The organism is Moritella sp. Urea-trap-13 (assembly GCF_002836355.1).
Classification (GTDB): domain Bacteria; phylum Pseudomonadota; class Gammaproteobacteria; order Enterobacterales; family Moritellaceae; genus Moritella.
Genome location: NZ_PJCA01000038.1, coordinates 117774 through 136758, shown reverse-complemented (window position 1 = coordinate 136758; position 18985 = coordinate 117774). Strand labels below are relative to the sequence as shown.

Annotated in this window: 17 protein-coding genes; 15 read left to right on the top strand and 2 right to left on the bottom strand. The window is 38.9% G+C overall.

Features of this window, described 5'->3' with window-relative positions:
* Positions 1-87 precede the first annotated feature (87 nt).
* From CXF93_RS18600 to CXF93_RS18560, 9 genes are all read left to right on the top strand, one after another.
* Entirely contained in the window at positions 88-1515 is a 1428-nt protein-coding gene (locus tag CXF93_RS18600; protein WP_101064005.1) for an MBL fold metallo-hydrolase RNA specificity domain-containing protein, read from the top strand.
* A 179-nt stretch (positions 1516-1694) separates the two neighbouring features.
* Positions 1695-2885, top strand: coding sequence for a UDP-N-acetylglucosamine 4,6-dehydratase (locus CXF93_RS18595; protein ID WP_101064004.1), 1191 nt, complete (start codon positions 1695-1697; stop codon positions 2883-2885).
* A 10-nt stretch (positions 2886-2895) separates the two neighbouring features.
* Positions 2896-4041 (top strand): LegC family aminotransferase, encoded by a 1146-nt coding sequence (locus CXF93_RS18590; RefSeq protein WP_101064003.1) that lies wholly within the window; start codon positions 2896-2898, stop codon positions 4039-4041.
* A 1-nt stretch (position 4042) separates the two neighbouring features.
* Entirely contained in the window at positions 4043-5032 is a 990-nt protein-coding gene (locus tag CXF93_RS18585; RefSeq protein WP_101064002.1) for a GNAT family N-acetyltransferase, read from the top strand.
* A 92-nt stretch (positions 5033-5124) separates the two neighbouring features.
* A complete protein-coding gene (gene neuB / locus CXF93_RS18580; RefSeq protein ID WP_101064001.1) occupies positions 5125-6126 on the top strand; it encodes an N-acetylneuraminate synthase in 1002 nt (333 codons plus the stop codon).
* 1 nt (position 6127) lies between these two features.
* Complete coding sequence (gene neuC, locus CXF93_RS18575) at positions 6128-7291, top strand: UDP-N-acetylglucosamine 2-epimerase (RefSeq protein ID WP_101064000.1); 1164 nt, start codon at positions 6128-6130, stop codon at positions 7289-7291.
* Position 7292: 1 nt separating this feature from the next.
* On the top strand, positions 7293-8249 hold the full coding sequence (locus CXF93_RS18570; protein ID WP_101063999.1) for a hypothetical protein: 957 nt from the start codon (positions 7293-7295) through the stop codon (positions 8247-8249).
* Positions 8250-8336: 87 nt separating this feature from the next.
* Positions 8337-9395 carry a nucleotidyltransferase family protein gene (locus tag CXF93_RS18565; RefSeq protein WP_101063998.1) on the top strand — a complete coding sequence of 353 codons (1059 nt, stop codon included), beginning with the start codon at positions 8337-8339 and terminating at the stop codon, positions 9393-9395.
* Positions 9392-10087, top strand: coding sequence for a cytidylyltransferase domain-containing protein (locus CXF93_RS18560; protein ID WP_101063997.1), 696 nt, complete (start codon positions 9392-9394; stop codon positions 10085-10087). Before CXF93_RS18565 ends, CXF93_RS18560 begins: the two co-directional genes overlap by 4 nt.
* Before the next feature lie 84 nt (positions 10088-10171).
* Here the strand turns inward: CXF93_RS18560 and CXF93_RS18555 are convergent, their stop codons facing one another.
* Both CXF93_RS18555 and CXF93_RS18550 read right to left on the bottom strand, forming a co-directional pair.
* Positions 10172-11320 carry an acetyl-CoA carboxylase biotin carboxylase subunit family protein gene (locus CXF93_RS18555; RefSeq protein ID WP_101063996.1) on the bottom strand — a complete coding sequence of 383 codons (1149 nt, stop codon included), beginning with the start codon at positions 11318-11320 and terminating at the stop codon, positions 10172-10174.
* Positions 11321-11347: 27 nt separating this feature from the next.
* Positions 11348-12409 (bottom strand): glycosyltransferase family 52, encoded by a 1062-nt coding sequence (locus CXF93_RS18550; protein WP_101063995.1) that lies wholly within the window; start codon positions 12407-12409, stop codon positions 11348-11350.
* A gap of 275 nt (positions 12410-12684) precedes the next feature.
* Here CXF93_RS18550 and CXF93_RS18545 point away from each other — a divergent pair, with 275 nt between their 5' ends.
* The 6 genes from CXF93_RS18545 (at position 12685) to pseC (ending at position 18979) form a co-directional block, all read left to right on the top strand.
* Positions 12685-13839, top strand: coding sequence for an O-antigen ligase (locus CXF93_RS18545; RefSeq protein WP_101064070.1), 1155 nt, complete (start codon positions 12685-12687; stop codon positions 13837-13839).
* Positions 13840-13844: 5 nt separating this feature from the next.
* The gene (locus CXF93_RS18540) at positions 13845-14597 is read left to right on the top strand and encodes a glycosyltransferase family 25 protein (protein WP_101063994.1); all 753 of its coding nucleotides are present in this window, start codon (positions 13845-13847) and stop codon (positions 14595-14597) included.
* Positions 14598-14601: 4 nt separating this feature from the next.
* The gene (locus CXF93_RS18535; protein ID WP_101063993.1) at positions 14602-15381 is read left to right on the top strand and encodes a glycosyltransferase family 2 protein; all 780 of its coding nucleotides are present in this window, start codon (positions 14602-14604) and stop codon (positions 15379-15381) included.
* A gap of 77 nt (positions 15382-15458) precedes the next feature.
* On the top strand, positions 15459-16538 hold the full coding sequence (locus CXF93_RS18530) for a glycosyltransferase family 4 protein (protein ID WP_101063992.1): 1080 nt from the start codon (positions 15459-15461) through the stop codon (positions 16536-16538).
* 195 nt (positions 16539-16733) lie between these two features.
* A complete protein-coding gene (gene pseB / locus CXF93_RS18525) occupies positions 16734-17735 on the top strand; it encodes a UDP-N-acetylglucosamine 4,6-dehydratase (inverting) (protein ID WP_101063991.1) in 1002 nt (333 codons plus the stop codon).
* An 11-nt stretch (positions 17736-17746) separates the two neighbouring features.
* Positions 17747-18979, top strand: a complete 1233-nt coding sequence (pseC, locus tag CXF93_RS18520) for a UDP-4-amino-4,6-dideoxy-N-acetyl-beta-L-altrosamine transaminase (protein ID WP_101063990.1) — start codon at positions 17747-17749, stop codon at positions 18977-18979.
* Positions 18980-18985: the final 6 nt, after the last annotated feature.

Sequence of the window (18985 nt, the reverse complement as noted above, 5' to 3'; positions counted from 1 at the left end):
CATACTTAAATCAGTATCTCGACCTATTACCTTTCTTGGCATAACATTTTAAACTTAACGTTTAATTGTCTTTCAAGGATGGAAGCTATGCGTATTTTACATCACGGTGCCGTTAATGGCGTAACTGGCTCTTGCCATCAATTGTATATGAATGACTATAATTCAGTATTAATTGATTGCGGCCTATTTCAAGGCACTGAAGCCGCGGCTAACAATAACAACAAAGACCAACTCTCTATCGACTTTAATGTCCGTAGCATTAAAGCGCTCATTATCACCCATTGTCATATCGATCATGTCGGTCGCATTCCCTATTTATTAGCCGCAGGCTATACCGGTCCAATATACGCAACCCAAGCCACTGCAGCACTGCTACCCCTTGTCATTGAAGATGCCCTTAAAGTTGGTGTCACCCGCGATAAAAAACTCATCCAAGCTTGCCTGTCCTTATTAGATAAACAACTCATACCCGTGGCTTACCATCAATGGTGTCCCATTGATGTGCTGAAAATACCGCAACAAGATATAAATAAAGGTGAAATCTGTTATCAGCGCCAAAAGATCCGCTTTTGTCCTGCAGGGCATATCTTGGGGTCAGCCTATGTCGAAATTGAACTGGCCACCGATAAACCCATTCGCCGTCATCGGTTGGTGTTCTCTGGCGATCTGGGCGCCGCTTACAGCCCATTATTATCAGCGCCGCGGGCCCCGTATCGGGCTGATACCCTGATTATCGAAAGTACTTATGGTGATAAACGCCACGAGCATCGCAACCAGCGTAGCCAAAGACTACAAGCTGTGATTGAACACGCGGTCAGTGATAATGGTGTGGTCTTGATCCCGGCATTCAGTATCGGCCGTACCCAAGAGTTACTCTACGAAATAGAACAGTTTATTTATGCCGCACCAGAAAACAGCTTATGGAAAAACATCGAAATCATCGTCGATTCGCCAATGGCCGCTAATTTCACCAGTAAATACCGTGACTTTAAAGAGCTTTGGGACAAAGAAGCACAAGGCATACTAAAACAAGGCCGCCATCCGCTTAATTTCGAGCAACTGCACACGGTAGACAGCCATCAAGACCACCTTAGTGTGGTGGAATATTTGGCTAAGCGTAACAAACCCGCTATCGTTATTGCCGCCAGTGGCATGTGCAGTGGCGGGCGAATTGTTAATTATCTCATCGAGTTTTTACCTGATAGCAAAGCCGATGTGATCTTTGTCGGTTATCAAGCTCAAGGCACACCCGGTCGTGATATCCAAAAATACGGACCTACGGGTGGTTATGTGACATTGAATGATAAACGTATCCCCATTAATGCCGGTATTCATTCTATCAGTGGTTATTCTGCCCACGCCGATCAGCAAGACTTGCTTAACTTTGTCAAACACATCAAACATAAACCACAAGAGATACGAATAGTGCATGGAGATGAAGGGGCAAAGGCGGTGTTAGCGGAAAAATTGGGGCAATTAGTGCCGGATGCGCGGATATTGCGACCGAGTGAGTAAGTTTAAATATAGTTAAGAAGATAGTTAAGCGATATATTAGGCATCTGTTATAGCTACAACAAGTTAAATGCTGAAATTAACAGATGTGGTCATATTTTGATATACTGCTTACATTACTGAATGATGAGTCATCAGCTCAGTCAACCTAATATATTGTTACCTTAAGGAACCAATTGATAATGGCATCGATCTTATCTCTTATCGGTCGTGAAAACGAACTGTTCACCACCGATATTCAGCAACACGAAGCACAATTGCAACAAGCCGTATCTGGATCTCGTTTTTTAGTTTTAGGTGGTGCAGGCTCAATTGGTCAAGCCGTAACAAAAGAGATATTTAAGCGTCAGCCGAAGAAACTCCATGTTGTCGATATCAGTGAAAATAACATGGTTGAATTGGTGCGTGATATTCGTAGTTCGTTTGGCTATATTGATGGTGATTTCCAAACATTTGCATTAGATATCGGTTCATTAGAATACGATGCGTTTATTAAAGCGGATGGACAATACGATTACGTATTAAACTTATCAGCACTGAAACATGTGCGTAGTGAAAAAGACCCATATACCTTAATGCGTATGATTGATGTGAACGTCTTTAATACTGAAAAAACCATGCAACAAGCCGCTGCTGCAGGCGCTAAAAAGTATTTCTGTGTGTCGACTGATAAAGCCGCTAATCCGGTAAACATGATGGGCGCGTCGAAACGTATTATGGAAATGTTCCTGATGCGTCGCAGTGCTGATATTGCTATCTCAACAGCGCGTTTTGCCAATGTTGCCTTTTCTGATGGTTCGTTATTGCACGGATTTAATCAGCGCATTCAAAAGCGTCAACCTATCGTGGCACCACAAGATATTAAACGTTATTTTGTCACGCCAAAAGAATCGGGTGAACTGTGCCTGATGTCTTGTATTTTTGGTGAAAATCGCGATATCTTTTTCCCTAAATTAAGTGAGTCATTACACTTGATCTCGTTTGCCGATATCGCGATTAAATACCTAAAACAACTCGGTTATGAACCGTATTTATGTAAAGACGAAGATGAAGCACGTGCATTAGTGGATACCTTACCCGAACAAGGTAAATGGCCATGCCTGTTTACGGACAGCGACACCACGGGTGAGAAAGATTTTGAAGAATTTTTCACTGATAATGAAACCTTAGATATGCAACGTTTTAATAATTTGGGTGTCATTAAAAATGATGCACTATTTGATGCAGAGCTAGTGACCTTATTTGAACAATCTATTGCTGATATGAAAACTGATTGCGCTTGGACTAAAGAGCAAATAGTCGAGTTATTCTTTACCATGATCCCTGATTTTGGCCACAAAGAAACCGGTAAATACTTAGACAGTAAAATGTAGGATAGCGTTAATGCATAATGAACTAATTAAGTTTGTCCGTGATACGTATGCCACCGATGACTTTATCCCGTTGCATGTACCGACATTTAACGGCAATGAAAAAGCTTATGTAAACCAGACTCTCGACAGCACATTCGTCTCGAGCGTTGGTCAGTATGTGAATGACTTTGAAGCACATATTGAGCGTTATACTGGTGCAGGTAAAACGGTCGCAACGGTTAATGGCACCGCTGCTTTGCATACGGCCTTGTATATGGCTGGAGTACAAGCTGGCGATCTGGTGATCACCCAAGCACTTACTTTTGTCGCCACTTGTAATGCGCTATTCCATATGGGCGCACAGCCTATTTTTGTAGATGTATCAAAAGTCAGTTTGGGTTTATGCCCACAAGCGATGGCAAAATACCTACAGCAGTTTGCCAAGTTGAATGCACAAGGTGAATGTATACACAAGATCACTGGTCAGCGTATTCGCGCCGTGATCCCGATGCATACCTTTGGTCATCCTGTCGAAATGGATGAGCTTATAGCTGAGTGTTTACGTTGGAATTTGGTCTTGGTCGAAGATGCAGCTGAAAGTCTTGGTTCATTCTACAAAGGCAAGCATACCGGCAGCTTAGGCGAATTTGCTGCGATTAGCTTTAATGGTAATAAAGTGATTACCACCGGTGGCGGCGGTATGGTGTTGTGTCGTGATCCTGATGTTGGTTTACATACCAAACATGTGACGACCACAGCGAAAGTACCACACCCTTATGAGTTTTATCATGACGAAGCCGGGTTTAACTACCGCATGCCTAACCTGAATGCGGCATTAGGCTGTGCACAGATGGAAGTATTACCCACATTCCTTGAGCAAAAGCGAGAGTTAGCTGCAAATTATGCGACGTTCTTTGCTGGCAGTGATTTTCACTTTGTGCAAGAGCCTGAATACGCGAAATCAAATTATTGGTTAAATGCCATTATTTGCCCGGATGTTGCTAGCCGTAATTTAATGTTAGAAAAAACCAATGCAAGTGGTGTCATGACCAGACCTATTTGGCAACTGATGCACCGCCTACCTATGTTTAAAGATGCCTTACGCGGTGATTTAAGCGTATCTGAGTGGGTCGAAGCACACCTGATTAATTTACCAAGTAGCCCAGTTGGAAAATAGTATGACTGAACATGTAATTAATTTAGGCGATGATATTTATTATCAAGATGCCTATGCCGCATTATATGAAAGTAATGATGGTGAATTGTTTAATTTTGTTTTTCAACAAGCTGAAAATAAAATCATATTTAGATCGATTAAACGTCAAATCACTCAGGTTGCCGGTATACCTGTTACAGAAGAGTTATACGATCTAGAAACACCCTATGGTTATGGCGGTCCGCTGACCAACTGTTATGACAGTGCATTTTTGACAGTGGCATTTGCTGCGTATAAAGCGGAATGTATTAAACAGCATATCGTTTGTGAATTTATCCGTTTTCATCCGTTTAACCCATTAACGCAGCATGATGAATGTTTTGATTTTTTCTGCCAAGAGCGTCAGGTAGTGATCGTTGATTTAACGTTGGAGCAGCCTGAGCGTTGGAGTAAATATTCAAAGACGACGCGTAATATTATTCGCAAAACCCAAAAAGTGTTAACACGTCATCAAGCTGATGATGCGATGGACGATTTTTTAAATCTATATCAACAAACCATGGATAAAAACCAAGCCGCAGAATTTTATTATTTTGATCGTGATTACTTTAATCAATTATCAGCCATTCCAGGCGTAGAGCTGTTAGCGGTAAAGTTAGCTGATGAACATGTGTCTATGGGCTTCTTTATGCAAACGGGTGAGTTAGCTCACTACCATTTATCAGCAAACAACAGTGAGTTATTACGTGAAAATGGTAACTATGCGTTATTGGATTTTGCTTTTGAGCGAGCACAACAAAACGGGTGTAAATGGATGATGTTAGGTGGCGGACGAACGTCTGCTAGCGATGACAGTCTATTTAAATTTAAAACCAAGTTTTCTGATCACATTAAACCGTTTTATATTGCCGGGCTGGATTTTATGCCGGAAAAACGTGCCGAGTTAAATAAACTGTGGGCGTCAAAACATAAAGATGATCCACGAAAAATGTTTCAGTTATATCGTGCGTAATGATTGAACGTTGAATACGGAACTGTATTTAATAACCACTAAATTTAGTTATAAAGAATGATACACATAAGGTGTTATTCAGAGGTTTAAACATGAGAAATAAAACATTTATTATTGCCGAAGCAGGCGTTAATCATAATGGCGATTTTGCACTGGCAAAGCAATTGATTGATGTAGCAGTAACGGCAGGTGTAGATGCGGTTAAATTCCAAACTTGGAAAACAGAGCTACTTGTTACTGAAGATGCCGAAATGGCCGAGTATCAAAAAGAAAATACCCAAGTTGAAGAATCGCAATTTCAAATGCTGAAACGTCTGGAATTAAGTTATGACGATTTCTCTGAATTAAAAGCCTACTGTGATTCATTGAATATTATGTTTATGTCAACGCCGGACGAAGAGCAAAGCGCTACATTTTTAGATTCACTGCAAGATATCTTTAAAATTGGTTCTGGTGAATTAACCAATACGCCATTTTTACGCCATGTTGCTAAATTCGGTAAACCTGTGATTATTTCCACTGGTATGGCATACCTTGCCGAGGTCGAGCATGCATTATCGGTATTGACGGACGCTGGATTAACGCTCGCAGATATTACTGTGTTACATGCAACAACCGATTACCCAACTGCGCCAGAAGACGTTAATTTACTGGCGATGCAAACCATTAAAAATGCGTTCCCTGGTGTGGCAGTCGGTTATTCTGATCATACGTTAGGGATTGAAGTACCGGTTGCCTCTGTTGCCTTGGGCGCAAGTGTCGTTGAAAAACACTTTACCTTAGATAAAACCATGTTAGGTCCTGACCATAAAGCCAGTTTAGACCCAAGTGAATTGATTGCTATGGTTAAAGCCATTCGTAATATAGATCTGGCGTTAGGTAATGGTTGGAAAGTACCGACTGAGACTGAAGTTAAAAACCGGGTGATAGTGCGAAAAAGTTTGATTGCTGGTTGTGACATTTGTGCGGGTGACATACTCACGGCTGAGATGGTTGAAATTAAACGTCCTGGTTCGGGTATTTCGCCAACACGTTGGGATGAAATTATAGGTACGCCAGCCAAGCAAGATTATCGCGCTGGGGAGTTAATTTAACATGCGTAAAATTTGTGTGGTGACAGCAACACGTGCTGAGTATGGTTTATTAAAATGTTTACTTGATGATATTAATGCTGCCGCTGATCTTGAGTTACAACTCATTGTCACTGGTACACATTTAGCCCCCGAGTTTGGTTATACCATTGAGCAAATCATTGCTGATGAGATGACTATTACCAAAAAAATAGAAATTTTACTCTCTTCAGATAGCCCCGTTGGCGTAAGTAAAAGTATGGGCTTGGCGCAGATTAGTTTTGCTGAGGCATTTGATGAACTAGCCCCAGATATGGTCTTAGTACTCGGCGATCGCTATGAACTGATCCCCATTGTATCGGCGGCGAACATCGCGCGGATCCCGGTTGCACACTTAAATGGTGGCGAGATCACCGAAGGTGCCATTGATGATGTGATCCGTCATGCGGTGACTAAGTTATCACAATTACATTTCACGGCAATTGAAGAATACGCACAGCGCGTCATCCAAATGGGTGAGCAACCTGCAAGCGTCTTTAACGTGGGCGAAGTGGGTTTAGATAACTTTAAACGTATGCAGTTTTTTACTCAGAGTGAATTTGAAACGTCGATTGATTGTAAGCTGAAACGTAAAAATATTTTAATCACTTATCATCCAGAAACAACGGAAGATAGTGCTACTTCCGTTGCTAACTTTAATCTATTAGTCGCAGAGCTTGACGCATTAGAAGATACGCTATTAATTTTTACTAAGGCGAATGCAGATGTGGGTGGGCGTGCGATTAATGCATTGATTGATACTTATGTTGCAGCACATAGTGATAAAGCGATTGCATTCACTTCTCTTGGTCAACGCCGTTATTTATCGGCACTGCATTATATTGATGCAGTGGTGGGTAATTCATCGAGTGGTATTGTCGAAGCGCCAACCTTTAAAGTTGCTAGTATTAACATGGGTGACCGCCAAAAAGGCCGTATTAGAGCCTCAAGTGTCATTGATGTAACTTGTAATGCAATGCAAATAAAACAAGCGCTAAAAACAATCTATACTGCTGATTACCAAAATGAATTAGCAGGTGTTATTAATCCTTATGGACAAGGTGAAAGTACTGAGCAAGTTATTAAAGTACTACAAACTGTCGATCTTAAAAAATTAGCGATAAAATCTTTTTATGATGTGCGCTTTTAACATGCGCCATGTCGGTGGTGAGCAAGAACTTACTCAACAAGATTACTTTCGTGAGCTAACTAATTCAGGGCGGTCATCACTGCGTTGGATCATTGAATCCGCGCAACTTGCATCTAAACGTTTATTACTGCCTGACTTCTTGTGTGAAGTGATTTTAGATGTGCTCGCTGAATATCATATTGATGTTGATTTCTACGTTGTCGATAGTCAATTAAGTTATCAATTACCGGATAATTTAAATGACTATGATGCGCTGTATTTAATTAAATACTTTGGTGCGACGACGGCTTCATTTGAGTGTGCCGTTGCTACATTTAAGCAGTGCGTTATTGTCGATGATGTTTTTTCGCCTTATCCACATATTCTCGATATTCGTCAATCGTGGTACTCATTTAACAGCTTGAGAAAGATATCGGCGGTGGCAGATTTTAGTATGCTGTACAGTAATCAACGATTAAAACAACTTGATGTCAAACCATTGACTGAATTTGCCACGCTTAAGTATCAAGCTAAGCAATATAAATATGATTATTTTAATGCTGATAAAGGCGAAGAACAGGTATATTTAAGTTTATTTAATCAAGGAGAGTCTTGTTTAGATAACCATAAGGGCATATTTTCGCCGAGTTCAAGAAGTGTTTTAGAATCGATTGATTTTTATCAATATTTAGATAATGAGCGAGCGCTGCGCTGTAAAAATTATGCAGTTGTATGTGAACTTTTAGGTGAATATATAGTACCTATTCAAAGTGATTGTTATTCTTTTGCCCCATTATTATTGCCCAACCGTGATGCCGTAAGGCGAAGGTTGATGGGGCATAATATCTTTCTTGCAGTGCATTGGCCTGAAGCCACAACAGTAACAAATGAACTCTGTCATTCAATTTTATCAATACCATTAGATAGCCGATATGATGAGAAGGATATGAGTAAAATCTGTGAATATATCTTAAGTTAGAACAAAAATTTTAGAACATTACAATAATAAATCATGATTAATTTTATCAGCCATTAAAAATGGATAATCTGTAAGGTTTCAACTGTTATGAGCCATAACTGGAAAAATATTTTAGTTTCTCCTGATATTAATGTTCAGGAAGTATTACAAGTCCTTAACAAAGAAGCGATGCAACTTGTACTCGTCGTTGACGAAAACGACAAGTTGCTTGGCACTGTGACGGATGGTGATGTACGTCGAGCATTAATTAATAATATTGCGCTTTCGGCACCTGTGCGTGACATTATGTTTACTACGCCAACGACTGCGACTGCGAGTACTACCAAAAAATCATTGTTAGCACTAATGCAAAATAAAGGCATTAATTCTATCCCTATTTTATCGGCTGATAAAGTCGTTGGTGTGGAAACTTTACAGCATGCCATGATGAAAAATAGACATGAAAATCCGGTCTTTATAATGGCGGGTGGTTTTGGTACTCGCTTACGTCCATTAACGGATAACTGCCCAAAACCCATGTTACATATTGGTGATAAACCCATATTAGAGACGGTTATTTTAAGTTTTATAAATTCTGGATTTATTAACTTTTATATCTCAACCCACTTTATGCCGGAGCAAATACAAGCGCACTTTGGTGATGGCAGTAAGTGGGGGATCAATATTCATTACGTGCATGAAGATAGCCCATTAGGCACTGGTGGTGCGTTAGGTTTGTTACCAAATAATATGCCAGATTTACCTATTATCATGATGAATGGTGATGTATTAACGAAAGTTAATTTTGAACGTTTATTAGAATTTCATAATGACAATGCTGCACATGCGACCATGTGTGTACGTGAATATGACTATCAAATCCCTTATGGCGTGATTAATGGCGAAGGTAATAAAATTATCAGCATGGTAGAGAAACCAACCCAACGTTTCTTTGTTAACGCCGGTATTTATGTTGTCAGCCAAGCGTTAGCACGCTCAGTACCTATTAATCATATTGTCGATATGCCAACGTTATTAGAACAGCATATCGCTAAGCAAAAAGACGTACTGATGTTTCCTATCCATGAGTATTGGTTAGATATCGGTCGAATGGATGATTTTAATCGCGCACAAGCGGATATTTATAGTTTAGGAATGAACGAATGATTAAAGGGAAGAAGGTACTGGCAATTATTCCTGCTCGCGGTGGCAGTAAGCGGTTACCGCGTAAAAATGTGCTACCTCTACAGGGCAAGCCATTAATTGCTTGGTCTATTGATGCAGGGTTGAATTCACGCTATGTCGACCGTGTCGTTGTCAGTACTGATTGCAATGAAATTGCCGATATCAGCAAGCAATATGGTGCGGATGTTCCCTTTATGCGGCCGGAGGATATTGCCGGTGATACGGCCACGACGAACAGTGTTATTTTACATATGATAAATGCGTTAAGTCGCACTGAACTGTTTGATATTGTAGTTATATTACAGCCGACATCTCCGCTGAGAACATCGACAGATATTGATGATGCACTGGACATGCTTGAGACTAAGCAAGGCGATGGCGTGGTATCGGTATGTGAATGTGAACACAGCCCGCTTTGGAGTAATATAATTCCTGGCGATGACAATATGGGCGGTTTTATTCGTGAAGATATTAAAGGTAAGCGCAGTCAAGATTTACCGACTTATTACCGCTTGAATGGTGCTGTATATGCTTTTACTACGGATGCGCTTATTGTCAACCAAGGTATTAGTTATTCTAACGCGGTATTTAGTATGAAAATGCCAGCCTTGAGATCGGTTGATATTGATAATGAGCTTGATTTCAAGTTAGCGGAAGTTATTCTTAATTCATAACAGATGATACGGCTAATGTACCGCCCCCTTAAACTATACTTAAGTTAGTTTAAGGGGGGGGGTAGTAGCTAAAAAGCATTTTAACTATTTATAAAAATCTAATAATTCGCTTAATGTATCTCTACGATTTGAACTGCAAATAAAATAGCCTAACCTATCTATTGATTGCTTAAGCTCTGTACTTAAATTATCTTTAAAATAGAATTCAATAAATGTAGGTACTTTATGTTCTTCTTTTAGAGTGAGGCATTTATTTATAGCACTTTTATTCAAAGGCGTTATAAACTGTATCCCAGAGAAGGATTTTTTAGTTGCGGTATAGTCGACCTTAATACCTAGTGATAAATTGAGCATATTTCGATACATATTGATACCGGTAGCTAATTCAACCAACTTGAAACAAATATTATCTCCCCCTGGTCTTGAGGCCGTTTCAATGATAACAGGGCCACGTGAAGTTAACATTACTTCTGTATGAGCTATGCAATTATTCATCCCCATGACATTCGCCATCTCTTTCACTTCTTTTTTTATACTTTGTTCTGCAGCGGCTGATAAATTAGCTGGTATTATATGTCTATCTTCGACAAATCGTTGCTCTCCGACAATATGCTTCTCTGTAATGGCAACTACATGAGTAACATCATGTTGAGAAACGGTTTCAATACTGTATTCTTTACCGTATAAAAATGATTCTGCTATTGCTCTTTTTGATACGCTACTACTTAATGATTCGGCCTTGTGCTTTATAAAATCTTTTCTATTTTCAATAAGAACAACGCCACCACTACCACTAAAATCCACTGGTTTTAATATGAAAGGATATGCAAGTTCATTTTCAATTTGTTCAACCGTGGTACATTCATCGACTAGCAAATAGTCTGGAACGGCTACTCCTGCATTTTTCATGAATTCTCGAAATAAATATTTATCATTAGATAAAGAAGAAACCAATACCGAGGGACCAAATAAACCTAGTTTTTCACAAATAAAAGAAATCGTTGGCAATAACATTTCAGTTCTTGTCGTAACAGCTTCGACTTTATACTTAACTGCTAGCTCGAGCACCTTTTCTTTATCAAGAGAATCTAATATGACTGGGATATCAACATACTTTAATCCTTCCGAATCTGGATTCCTATCTGTAGCCAAAACTTTATATCCATTTTCTCTAGCAATATCAACTAGCGGAAACAACTCTTCTGTTATGCCTAAAATCATAATTGTTTTCATAGCGATTCAATATCCCAATATGTTTTATTATTTTACTTGTTCTATAGCTTGAAAAATTCGTTTATCTATTGAGCTAAAATCATTTCGCCAATGTTTAAAAATCATGTCTACTTGTTCTATTTCACTATCTTGGATAAGGTTAATACGCTTGCAATATTTTTCGAATCCAATACCTGCTGTTGAATAAATGGACAGTATTGCACATGGTTGTGGAGAGCTCACAACGATAAGCTCTAATGGTATTTTACTCTCAATTAATTGAATGTTTGGAAATTCATCGATATAACGTTGGATGCTTTCGCTTGGGTGAGGTTTGATTACACAATCAATATTGTGCGAAAGACACAAGTCGATTACTTTTCTGTAAATGGCTAAATCAATACCTGTCTCTATTAGTGGCTGAGTTGCTAAAATACATTGCGGGCTTTCTATTGCTTGTATTTTAAAGAGTTGTTTACAAGTTTCGATTGAAGATTTATTTTGTAAAAAAGTGATAGATCTAACTTTATCACGTAATTCATAAGGTACATCTTTATGATTAACTAAAAAAATATTCTCACAGCGTTTATCATCACCGTAGTAGCGCATTTTATATTTATTTAATGTGATTAATCGGTATATTTTTTTTAATGGATTTAATTTAATTCCGCTGTAGTTCGCTAGGCCTTCTTCAATCAAGGTATATTTCTTAAATGCGAGTCTAAATAGACGCGATATTTTATTTCTATCATTAAATAAAAATAACTGGCCTTGTTCTATATCATTACTGTGCAATGACAAGTCAAGTGATTGATTGAAAAGTAAGTTTCTTATTTTTTCGCGAGTTGATGGGGACGTTGTTACGTTAAACCTCGCCATCTGTTTGATTATGTAGCCCTTAACGTCTGAGTAAATCAGGTTCCTTAATTTATCTCTTTCGATGAAAATTATGTCGATGTGTGCCGGTAACACTTTACAATCAAAATTGGTTTGATCTATGTGTTGCTGGTCTGTGATCATAAATATAAGATTTTTATCATCAGATTCAGGTAAGCTTTTCAACAGTGAAAATAAAAGGTGACGGACTGTTGAGCATAAATATATATTCATAAATAAGTAACCTGATATGATATCGCTATACTGGTTGGGTAGGCTGAGGATGATACTATAGATAGTGTAAATAAATTTATTTTTATGTCCACTATATTAATGAAAATCAAACGTATTAGTTCCGATAAATCAGCTATTTCATCAAATTGTCTATGCGATAGCCCATTCTTTCGTCTTGATTAGTCATATAAATAAAGCTAACATTCGCAGCGTAATCACTCAATGCTTGATTAAGTAGATTAACTGAAATTAACATGTTTAAGGGTCAGTGGAAAGTGACAGATAAATTATTGAAAATACTAATATTAATGCCTTTTATATGGACTTTTACGGGCTTGCTATTATTGCGAAATGGCGACAAGTTGATGATTGTCGCTATTATGATATCAATTATTGCGACTTTATTAAGTTATGGCTTTGATTCGATTAAAAAAAATATTCATGATAAAGGCCTATGGATTGTTTTGGTGGTTACTGGGTATACGGCTTTTAGTTACTATTACCATGGCGCGAGTTCTAGAGAAATAAGAGCGTTGGTAGGGGTTTTATTGTTATTGTTAACCTTCCCACGCGAACTGATTAATACACATGTCTTGAAGTGGCTTTTGTTTTTTGGCTCCATATTTTTGTTTTTGAGCAGTTATTATTTTAGTGTGTACTTACATCTTATTCGTGGAGCATGGCCGATAAATGCAATTCCTCACGGTACGATGGGGGCTACAATCGCAATTTTAGCATTAGTGTGTCTTCTTAATGAACGGGAGAGTCGGAATAAGATAATATTAGCATGTGCATTGTTGATATCAATCTCTGGTTTAGTTATGAATCCAACAAGAGGCATTTGGCTAGCATTACTTATTGCAGCTTTTGTCATATTATCACCAAAGATTAAAATGTTTAGCTGGAAGTACTCTCTGATTTTTATTGCTATTTTTGCCTTTGCTCTTTACGTTGAGAAACCTAGAATAGAGCAACACGTCATGACAGTAACTCAGTCGGAAATAAAAGATATTAAAGTAGGTAATTTTAATAATTCAATCGGTGTCAGGTTACAATTGTGGATGGCGGCAGCTAAAAATACAGCGGTTAATCCTATTTTAGGAAGTGGTGACGGGCATCAAAAACTACTTGAAAAATTATCACTCGAAGGCGACGTCATTAGTGTTGTCACAATGTTTAGTCATTACCACAATCAATTTTTGGATCGTTTAGTTAAAGGAGGGATTGTTGGATTAATGTTATTATTAACCATCTTTATTTATCCCTTTTATTCTACATCAGCAGGTATCTACAGGCAAATAGCTATTGCTGTTGTAACTGTTTATGCTGTTGCGGGGCTAACTGATGTGCCGTTAAATCATGGTGCTCCCTTGTTCATGTATTTATTATTAATGTTTACATTAAAAAACCATAATGAGGCTAGCTGTTAATATTTATGATTGATATTTTTGTTATAAATTTAAAACGTTCTGTTGAGCGTAAACAACATATTACTGAACAGCTAAATGCATTACATGCTCAATTCAATATTTTTCCTGCGATCAATGGTCGCGATTCAGAGCAAAAAATACTGAACATGTATAATGATGAATTGAGCCAAGCATATCGATGTAAGTCTTTGAGCAAAGGCCAGTTAGGTTGCTATGCTAGCCACTATTTACTTTGGCAAAAATGCGTTGAACTTAATAAACCGATTATTATTTTGGAAGATGATATTGTTTTCGACAAGCCAAATTTCACTGCGTTTTATAATTTAGCACCAAAATTAGATGCTAAGTATGAATGTATTCGATTGTTTTCTAATCATAGACGTAAAGTTAGCGTTAAAAATATAGCAACAATCGATAAATTGACTATAAATAGATCGAGTAAGGGCCACATGCGGGGCATGGGATATTTTTTAACGCCTAATGGGGCGAAAAAATTCTTACAACATTCAAAGCAATGGTACATGGCTGTTGACATATACATGGATCGTTTTTGGATTAATGGTGTCGAACCTTATGGTATTGATCCGATATTATTGACTGTCGACCCCTCATTTGACTCTGATATTGGCTACGAACAAAATGCTAAACGTTTAATAACAACCCGTTGTCGTAGAGAATATTTTAATTTCATAGAAAATGTTAAACGTATCATTCACAATTTAAAATTTGCGGTTAAGCATAAATTAAATAAAGGTTAGGTTGATGAGTAATAAGATTTCAGTTTGCATTATCTGTAAGAATGAAGAAAATAAAATAGAAGCATGCTTACAGTCTGTCACATGGGCGGATGAAATTGTGGTTGTTGATTCCGGTAGTACTGATGCAACGCTTGCGATTGTTAAAAAATATACTGATAAGGTGTTTGTCCGAGAAGATTGGCCTGGTTTTGGTGAACAAAAACGTCGTGCTGAAGCCTTAGCTAGTAATGATTGGATCTTTTCAATTGATGCCGATGAAGTTGTCCCGGAAACGTTAGCGTTAGAAATTCAAGCTGCAGTATGCAATGCGAATGATGAGCAAGTATTTAGCGTAAATCGCCTAACGCATTTTTGTGGTGAATTTGTTTATCACAGTGGTTGGTATCCAGATAAATTACCGCGTATATATAACCGTAGCCGCTATCGCTATAACCAAAAAATGGTGCATGAGTCGTTGGAGTGCAAAGACGCGCCCATTACCGACTTACAACATAATCTACTGCATTATACGTTTTCTGATCTGAGTATTTATTTGCAAAAGCGTACTGGTTACGCAGAGGCTTGGGCGCTAGAAAGATATAACAAAGGTAAAAAAGGCTCAATGTTAAAAGGTTCATTGTCTGCTGTGTTTGCTTTTATTCGCCATTATTTTTTACGTCGTGGTTTTTTAGATGGTCGTATTGGTTTTTTGATCGCAGCAATACAATTCCAATATACTTTTAATAAATATGCTTTACTGAAATTTAAATACATTAGTGAAAACAAAAAGAAAGATAAACAGTAAAATAAGCAATAAATAGCAAAATGAATGTGAACAGCTCAACTTGGGCGTCTACTACTGCAGAATTTGATAGGTTGAGAATGAGAATATTAGCATTTCCCGGTTGTGCCAATGCATATAATAGCGTGCGTCCTGAAGTTGAAACATTTATTGGTCTGGCTAAAAAAGGCCATGATGTAACCGTGATGATACCTGAAGATTCAAATGCCTTAAGTTATTATCAAGAGGCTGGGATTCACGTTATATTCGGTTATCCGAAACGTAAGATATGCTTTGAGACAATCAAGGTGTTACGTACTGAATTAAAAATACATGATTATGATGTTGTTTATGCCACAAATTCTAAAACCATCCCTAATGCGGCCTTTGCCTGTATTGGTTTAGCCGTTAAGTTAGTTGCTTACCGTGGTACTACTGGTGGTTTGTATCGCCATGATCCCAGTGCTTATCTTACTATCTTACACCCACGTGTGGATGGCGTTATATGCGTTTCGGAAGCGGTAAGACAAGATATCCTCCAGCAAGCGTGGAAAGGTAAAGACCAAATCGTGACTATCCATAAAGGGCATAATCTTGCTTGGTATGATCATAAAGCCGCTGACTTGTCTGAGTTTGGAATAAAAGACACTGACTTCACTGCTGTGTGCGCGTGTAATGTGCGCCCAAGTAAAGGTATCGAGGTTATGTTAGATGCCGCTAGTCAACTTATAGATTTAGAAAACTTTCACTTAGTATTAGTCGGTAAAGGACTTGATCAAGAACCTTATAGCAGCCTTATTGCCAAGCATCCGATGAAAGATCGTATTCATGTAACGGGTTATCGTAAAGATGCCCCTGAAATTATTACTGCCTGTGACGTATTGGTACAACCATCGATTAGTGGTGAAGGTTTACCACGTACTGTGATGGAAGCGATGTCATGTGGCACGCCGACAATTGTGACTACGACTGGTGGTGGTAAAGAAGTGGTACTTGATGGTATTAGCGGATTTGTAGTACCAGTAAAAGATGCGGATAAAATTGCCGAGAAAGTTCGTTTTTTCCATAGTGATCCACAAGCGGTTACGGAATTTGGTGCTGCAGGTAAAACTAGGTTAGCAAACGAATTTTCGACGAAGAATACTGTTGATAAGTTTGAAGCATATTTTCAACAATTATAATTTCACTACATTGTTTTAATAAAATCCCCCTTTCATTACTTTGCTCTTTATATAAAAACAAGAGTAATAGAGGGGGATTTTAGTATCTGCTTAAAAGCGGTATAATTATTTTTTATGTAAATAATACGCTGATTATTGATACTCGGGGGATGATGGCGGAACTCTGGTTTAACTTTCCCGTCAAAAAGGACTGATATGTTCAACAATAAATCCATTCTCATCACCGGCGGCACCGGCTCTTTTGGTAAGAAATACACCAAAACCATTCTTGCCAATTACAAGCCAAAACGCTTAATCATTTTATCGCGTGATGAACTCAAGCAGTTTGAAATGCAGCAAGAGTTTAATGATCCGTGCATGCGCTATTTCATTGGTGATGTACGTGATGGCGAACGTATGATGCAAGCAATGCAGGATGTGGATTTTGTTATCCATGCGGCCGCATTAAAGCAAGTCCCTGCTGCAGAATATAACCCGATGGAATGCATTAAAACCAATATCCACGGTGCCGAAAATGTAATTAAAGCGGCGATTGCTAATAAAGTTGAAAAGGTTATTGCACTGTCGACAGATAAAGCGGCTAACCCGATTAATCTGTACGGTGCAACCAAATTAGCATCGGATAAGTTGTTTGTTGCTGCCAATAATATGGTCGGCAGCGGCCCGACTCGTTTTGCTTGCGTGCGTTATGGCAATGTCGTTGGTTCGCGTGGTTCGGTAGTTCCATTTTTTAAAGGTTTACTTGCAAAAGGTGCGGATTCATTACCGGTGACCCATGCTGAGATGACGCGCTTTTGGATAACCCTGCAAGATGGCGTTGATTTTGTACTTACTAACTTTAAGCGCATGCAGGGCGGCGAAATTTTTATTCCTAAGATCCCCTCTGTACACATCATGGATTTAGTTGAGGCTTATGCACCGGGTATTAAAACTGACATTGTTGGTATTCGTCCAGGGGAAAAATTGCATGAGATTATGTGCCCTAAAGATGACTCACATTTAACCTTAGAGTTTACAGATCATTATGTTATCTGTCCGACCATTACCTTTTTCGGTCAAGATATTGATTATACCAATAATCGTCTAGGTGAAGTCGGTCAATCAGTGCAACAAGGTTATGAGTACCATTCGGGTAATAACCCTGATTTTTTAGATATTCAACAGATCCGTGATTTTGATCGTTTGGCTGAACTGTAGGTGAGGTTGCTATGATCCCCTATGGTAAGCAAGATATTAACCAGCAAGACATTGCTGCTGTGATTGCGGTATTGCAATCAGATTTCCTTACTCAAGGTCCACAAGTACCTTTGTTTGAAGCGGCGTTAATGCAACACACCGGCGCAGAGCATGCCGTGGTCTGTAACAGTGCCACATCAGCCTTACACCTTGCTTGTTTAGCGTTAGAGCTAGGTACAGGTGATTGGTTGTGGACAACACCGATTACCTTCGTGGCGTCGGCTAATTGTGGCTTATATTGCGGCGCACAAGTCGATCTTGTCGATATCGACCCTGCTACTTATAATCTCTGTCCAAAAGCACTTGAACAAAAGCTGATTATTGCCAAAGCCCAAAATAAGTTACCTAAAGTTGTGGTCCCTGTACATTTGTGCGGCCAGTCTTGTGACATGGTCGCTATTCATGCCTTATCGCTACAATACGGTTTTAAGATCATCGAAGATGCTGCACATGCCATTGGTGGTGAATATCAAGGCAAGCCAATCGGTGGTGGTGACTACAGTGATATCACTATATTTAGTTTTCATCCGGTAAAAATAGTCACAACTGCTGAAGGCGGCGCTGCATTAACCAATCAGCAAGCGTTAGCGGATAAAATGGCCCTGTTACGTAGTCATGGTATTACCCGAGATAAAGCATTGATGGGCCCTGTGGCGGGATTCGATATGGACGGGCAAGGTGATTGGTACTATCAGCAAGTAGCACTAGGTTTTAATTATCGTATGACGGAGTTACAAGCGGCATTAGGTGTATCGCAAATGCAGCGATTAACCCAATTTGTTGTCGAGCGTCGACGCCTTGCACTACGTTATAATCAGTTACTCGCCGATTTACCGTTAACATTACCTGTGCAGCTCGGACAAACCAATTCAGCTTGGCATTTGTATGTTGTCGGTTTGCAATTGGAAGAGGGGGGCTTTTTTCAAAAAAAACAGTTATCTAAGAAACTGGTCTTCAGCCAGTTACGTACGTTAGGTATTGGCGTGCACGTGCATTACATTCCGGTACATACACAGCCTTATTATCAGGCGATGGGATTTACCGTTGGTGACTATCCGGTCGCAGAAAGTTATTATCAACAAGCGCTGTCATTACCGTTATTTCATGGTATGACGGATGTGCAGCAAGATGAAGTGGTCGCTGCGTTACATGATGTATTAGTAGACCATGAATTAGAAAGTAGTGTACGACGGACTGGTATTTAAGGATTA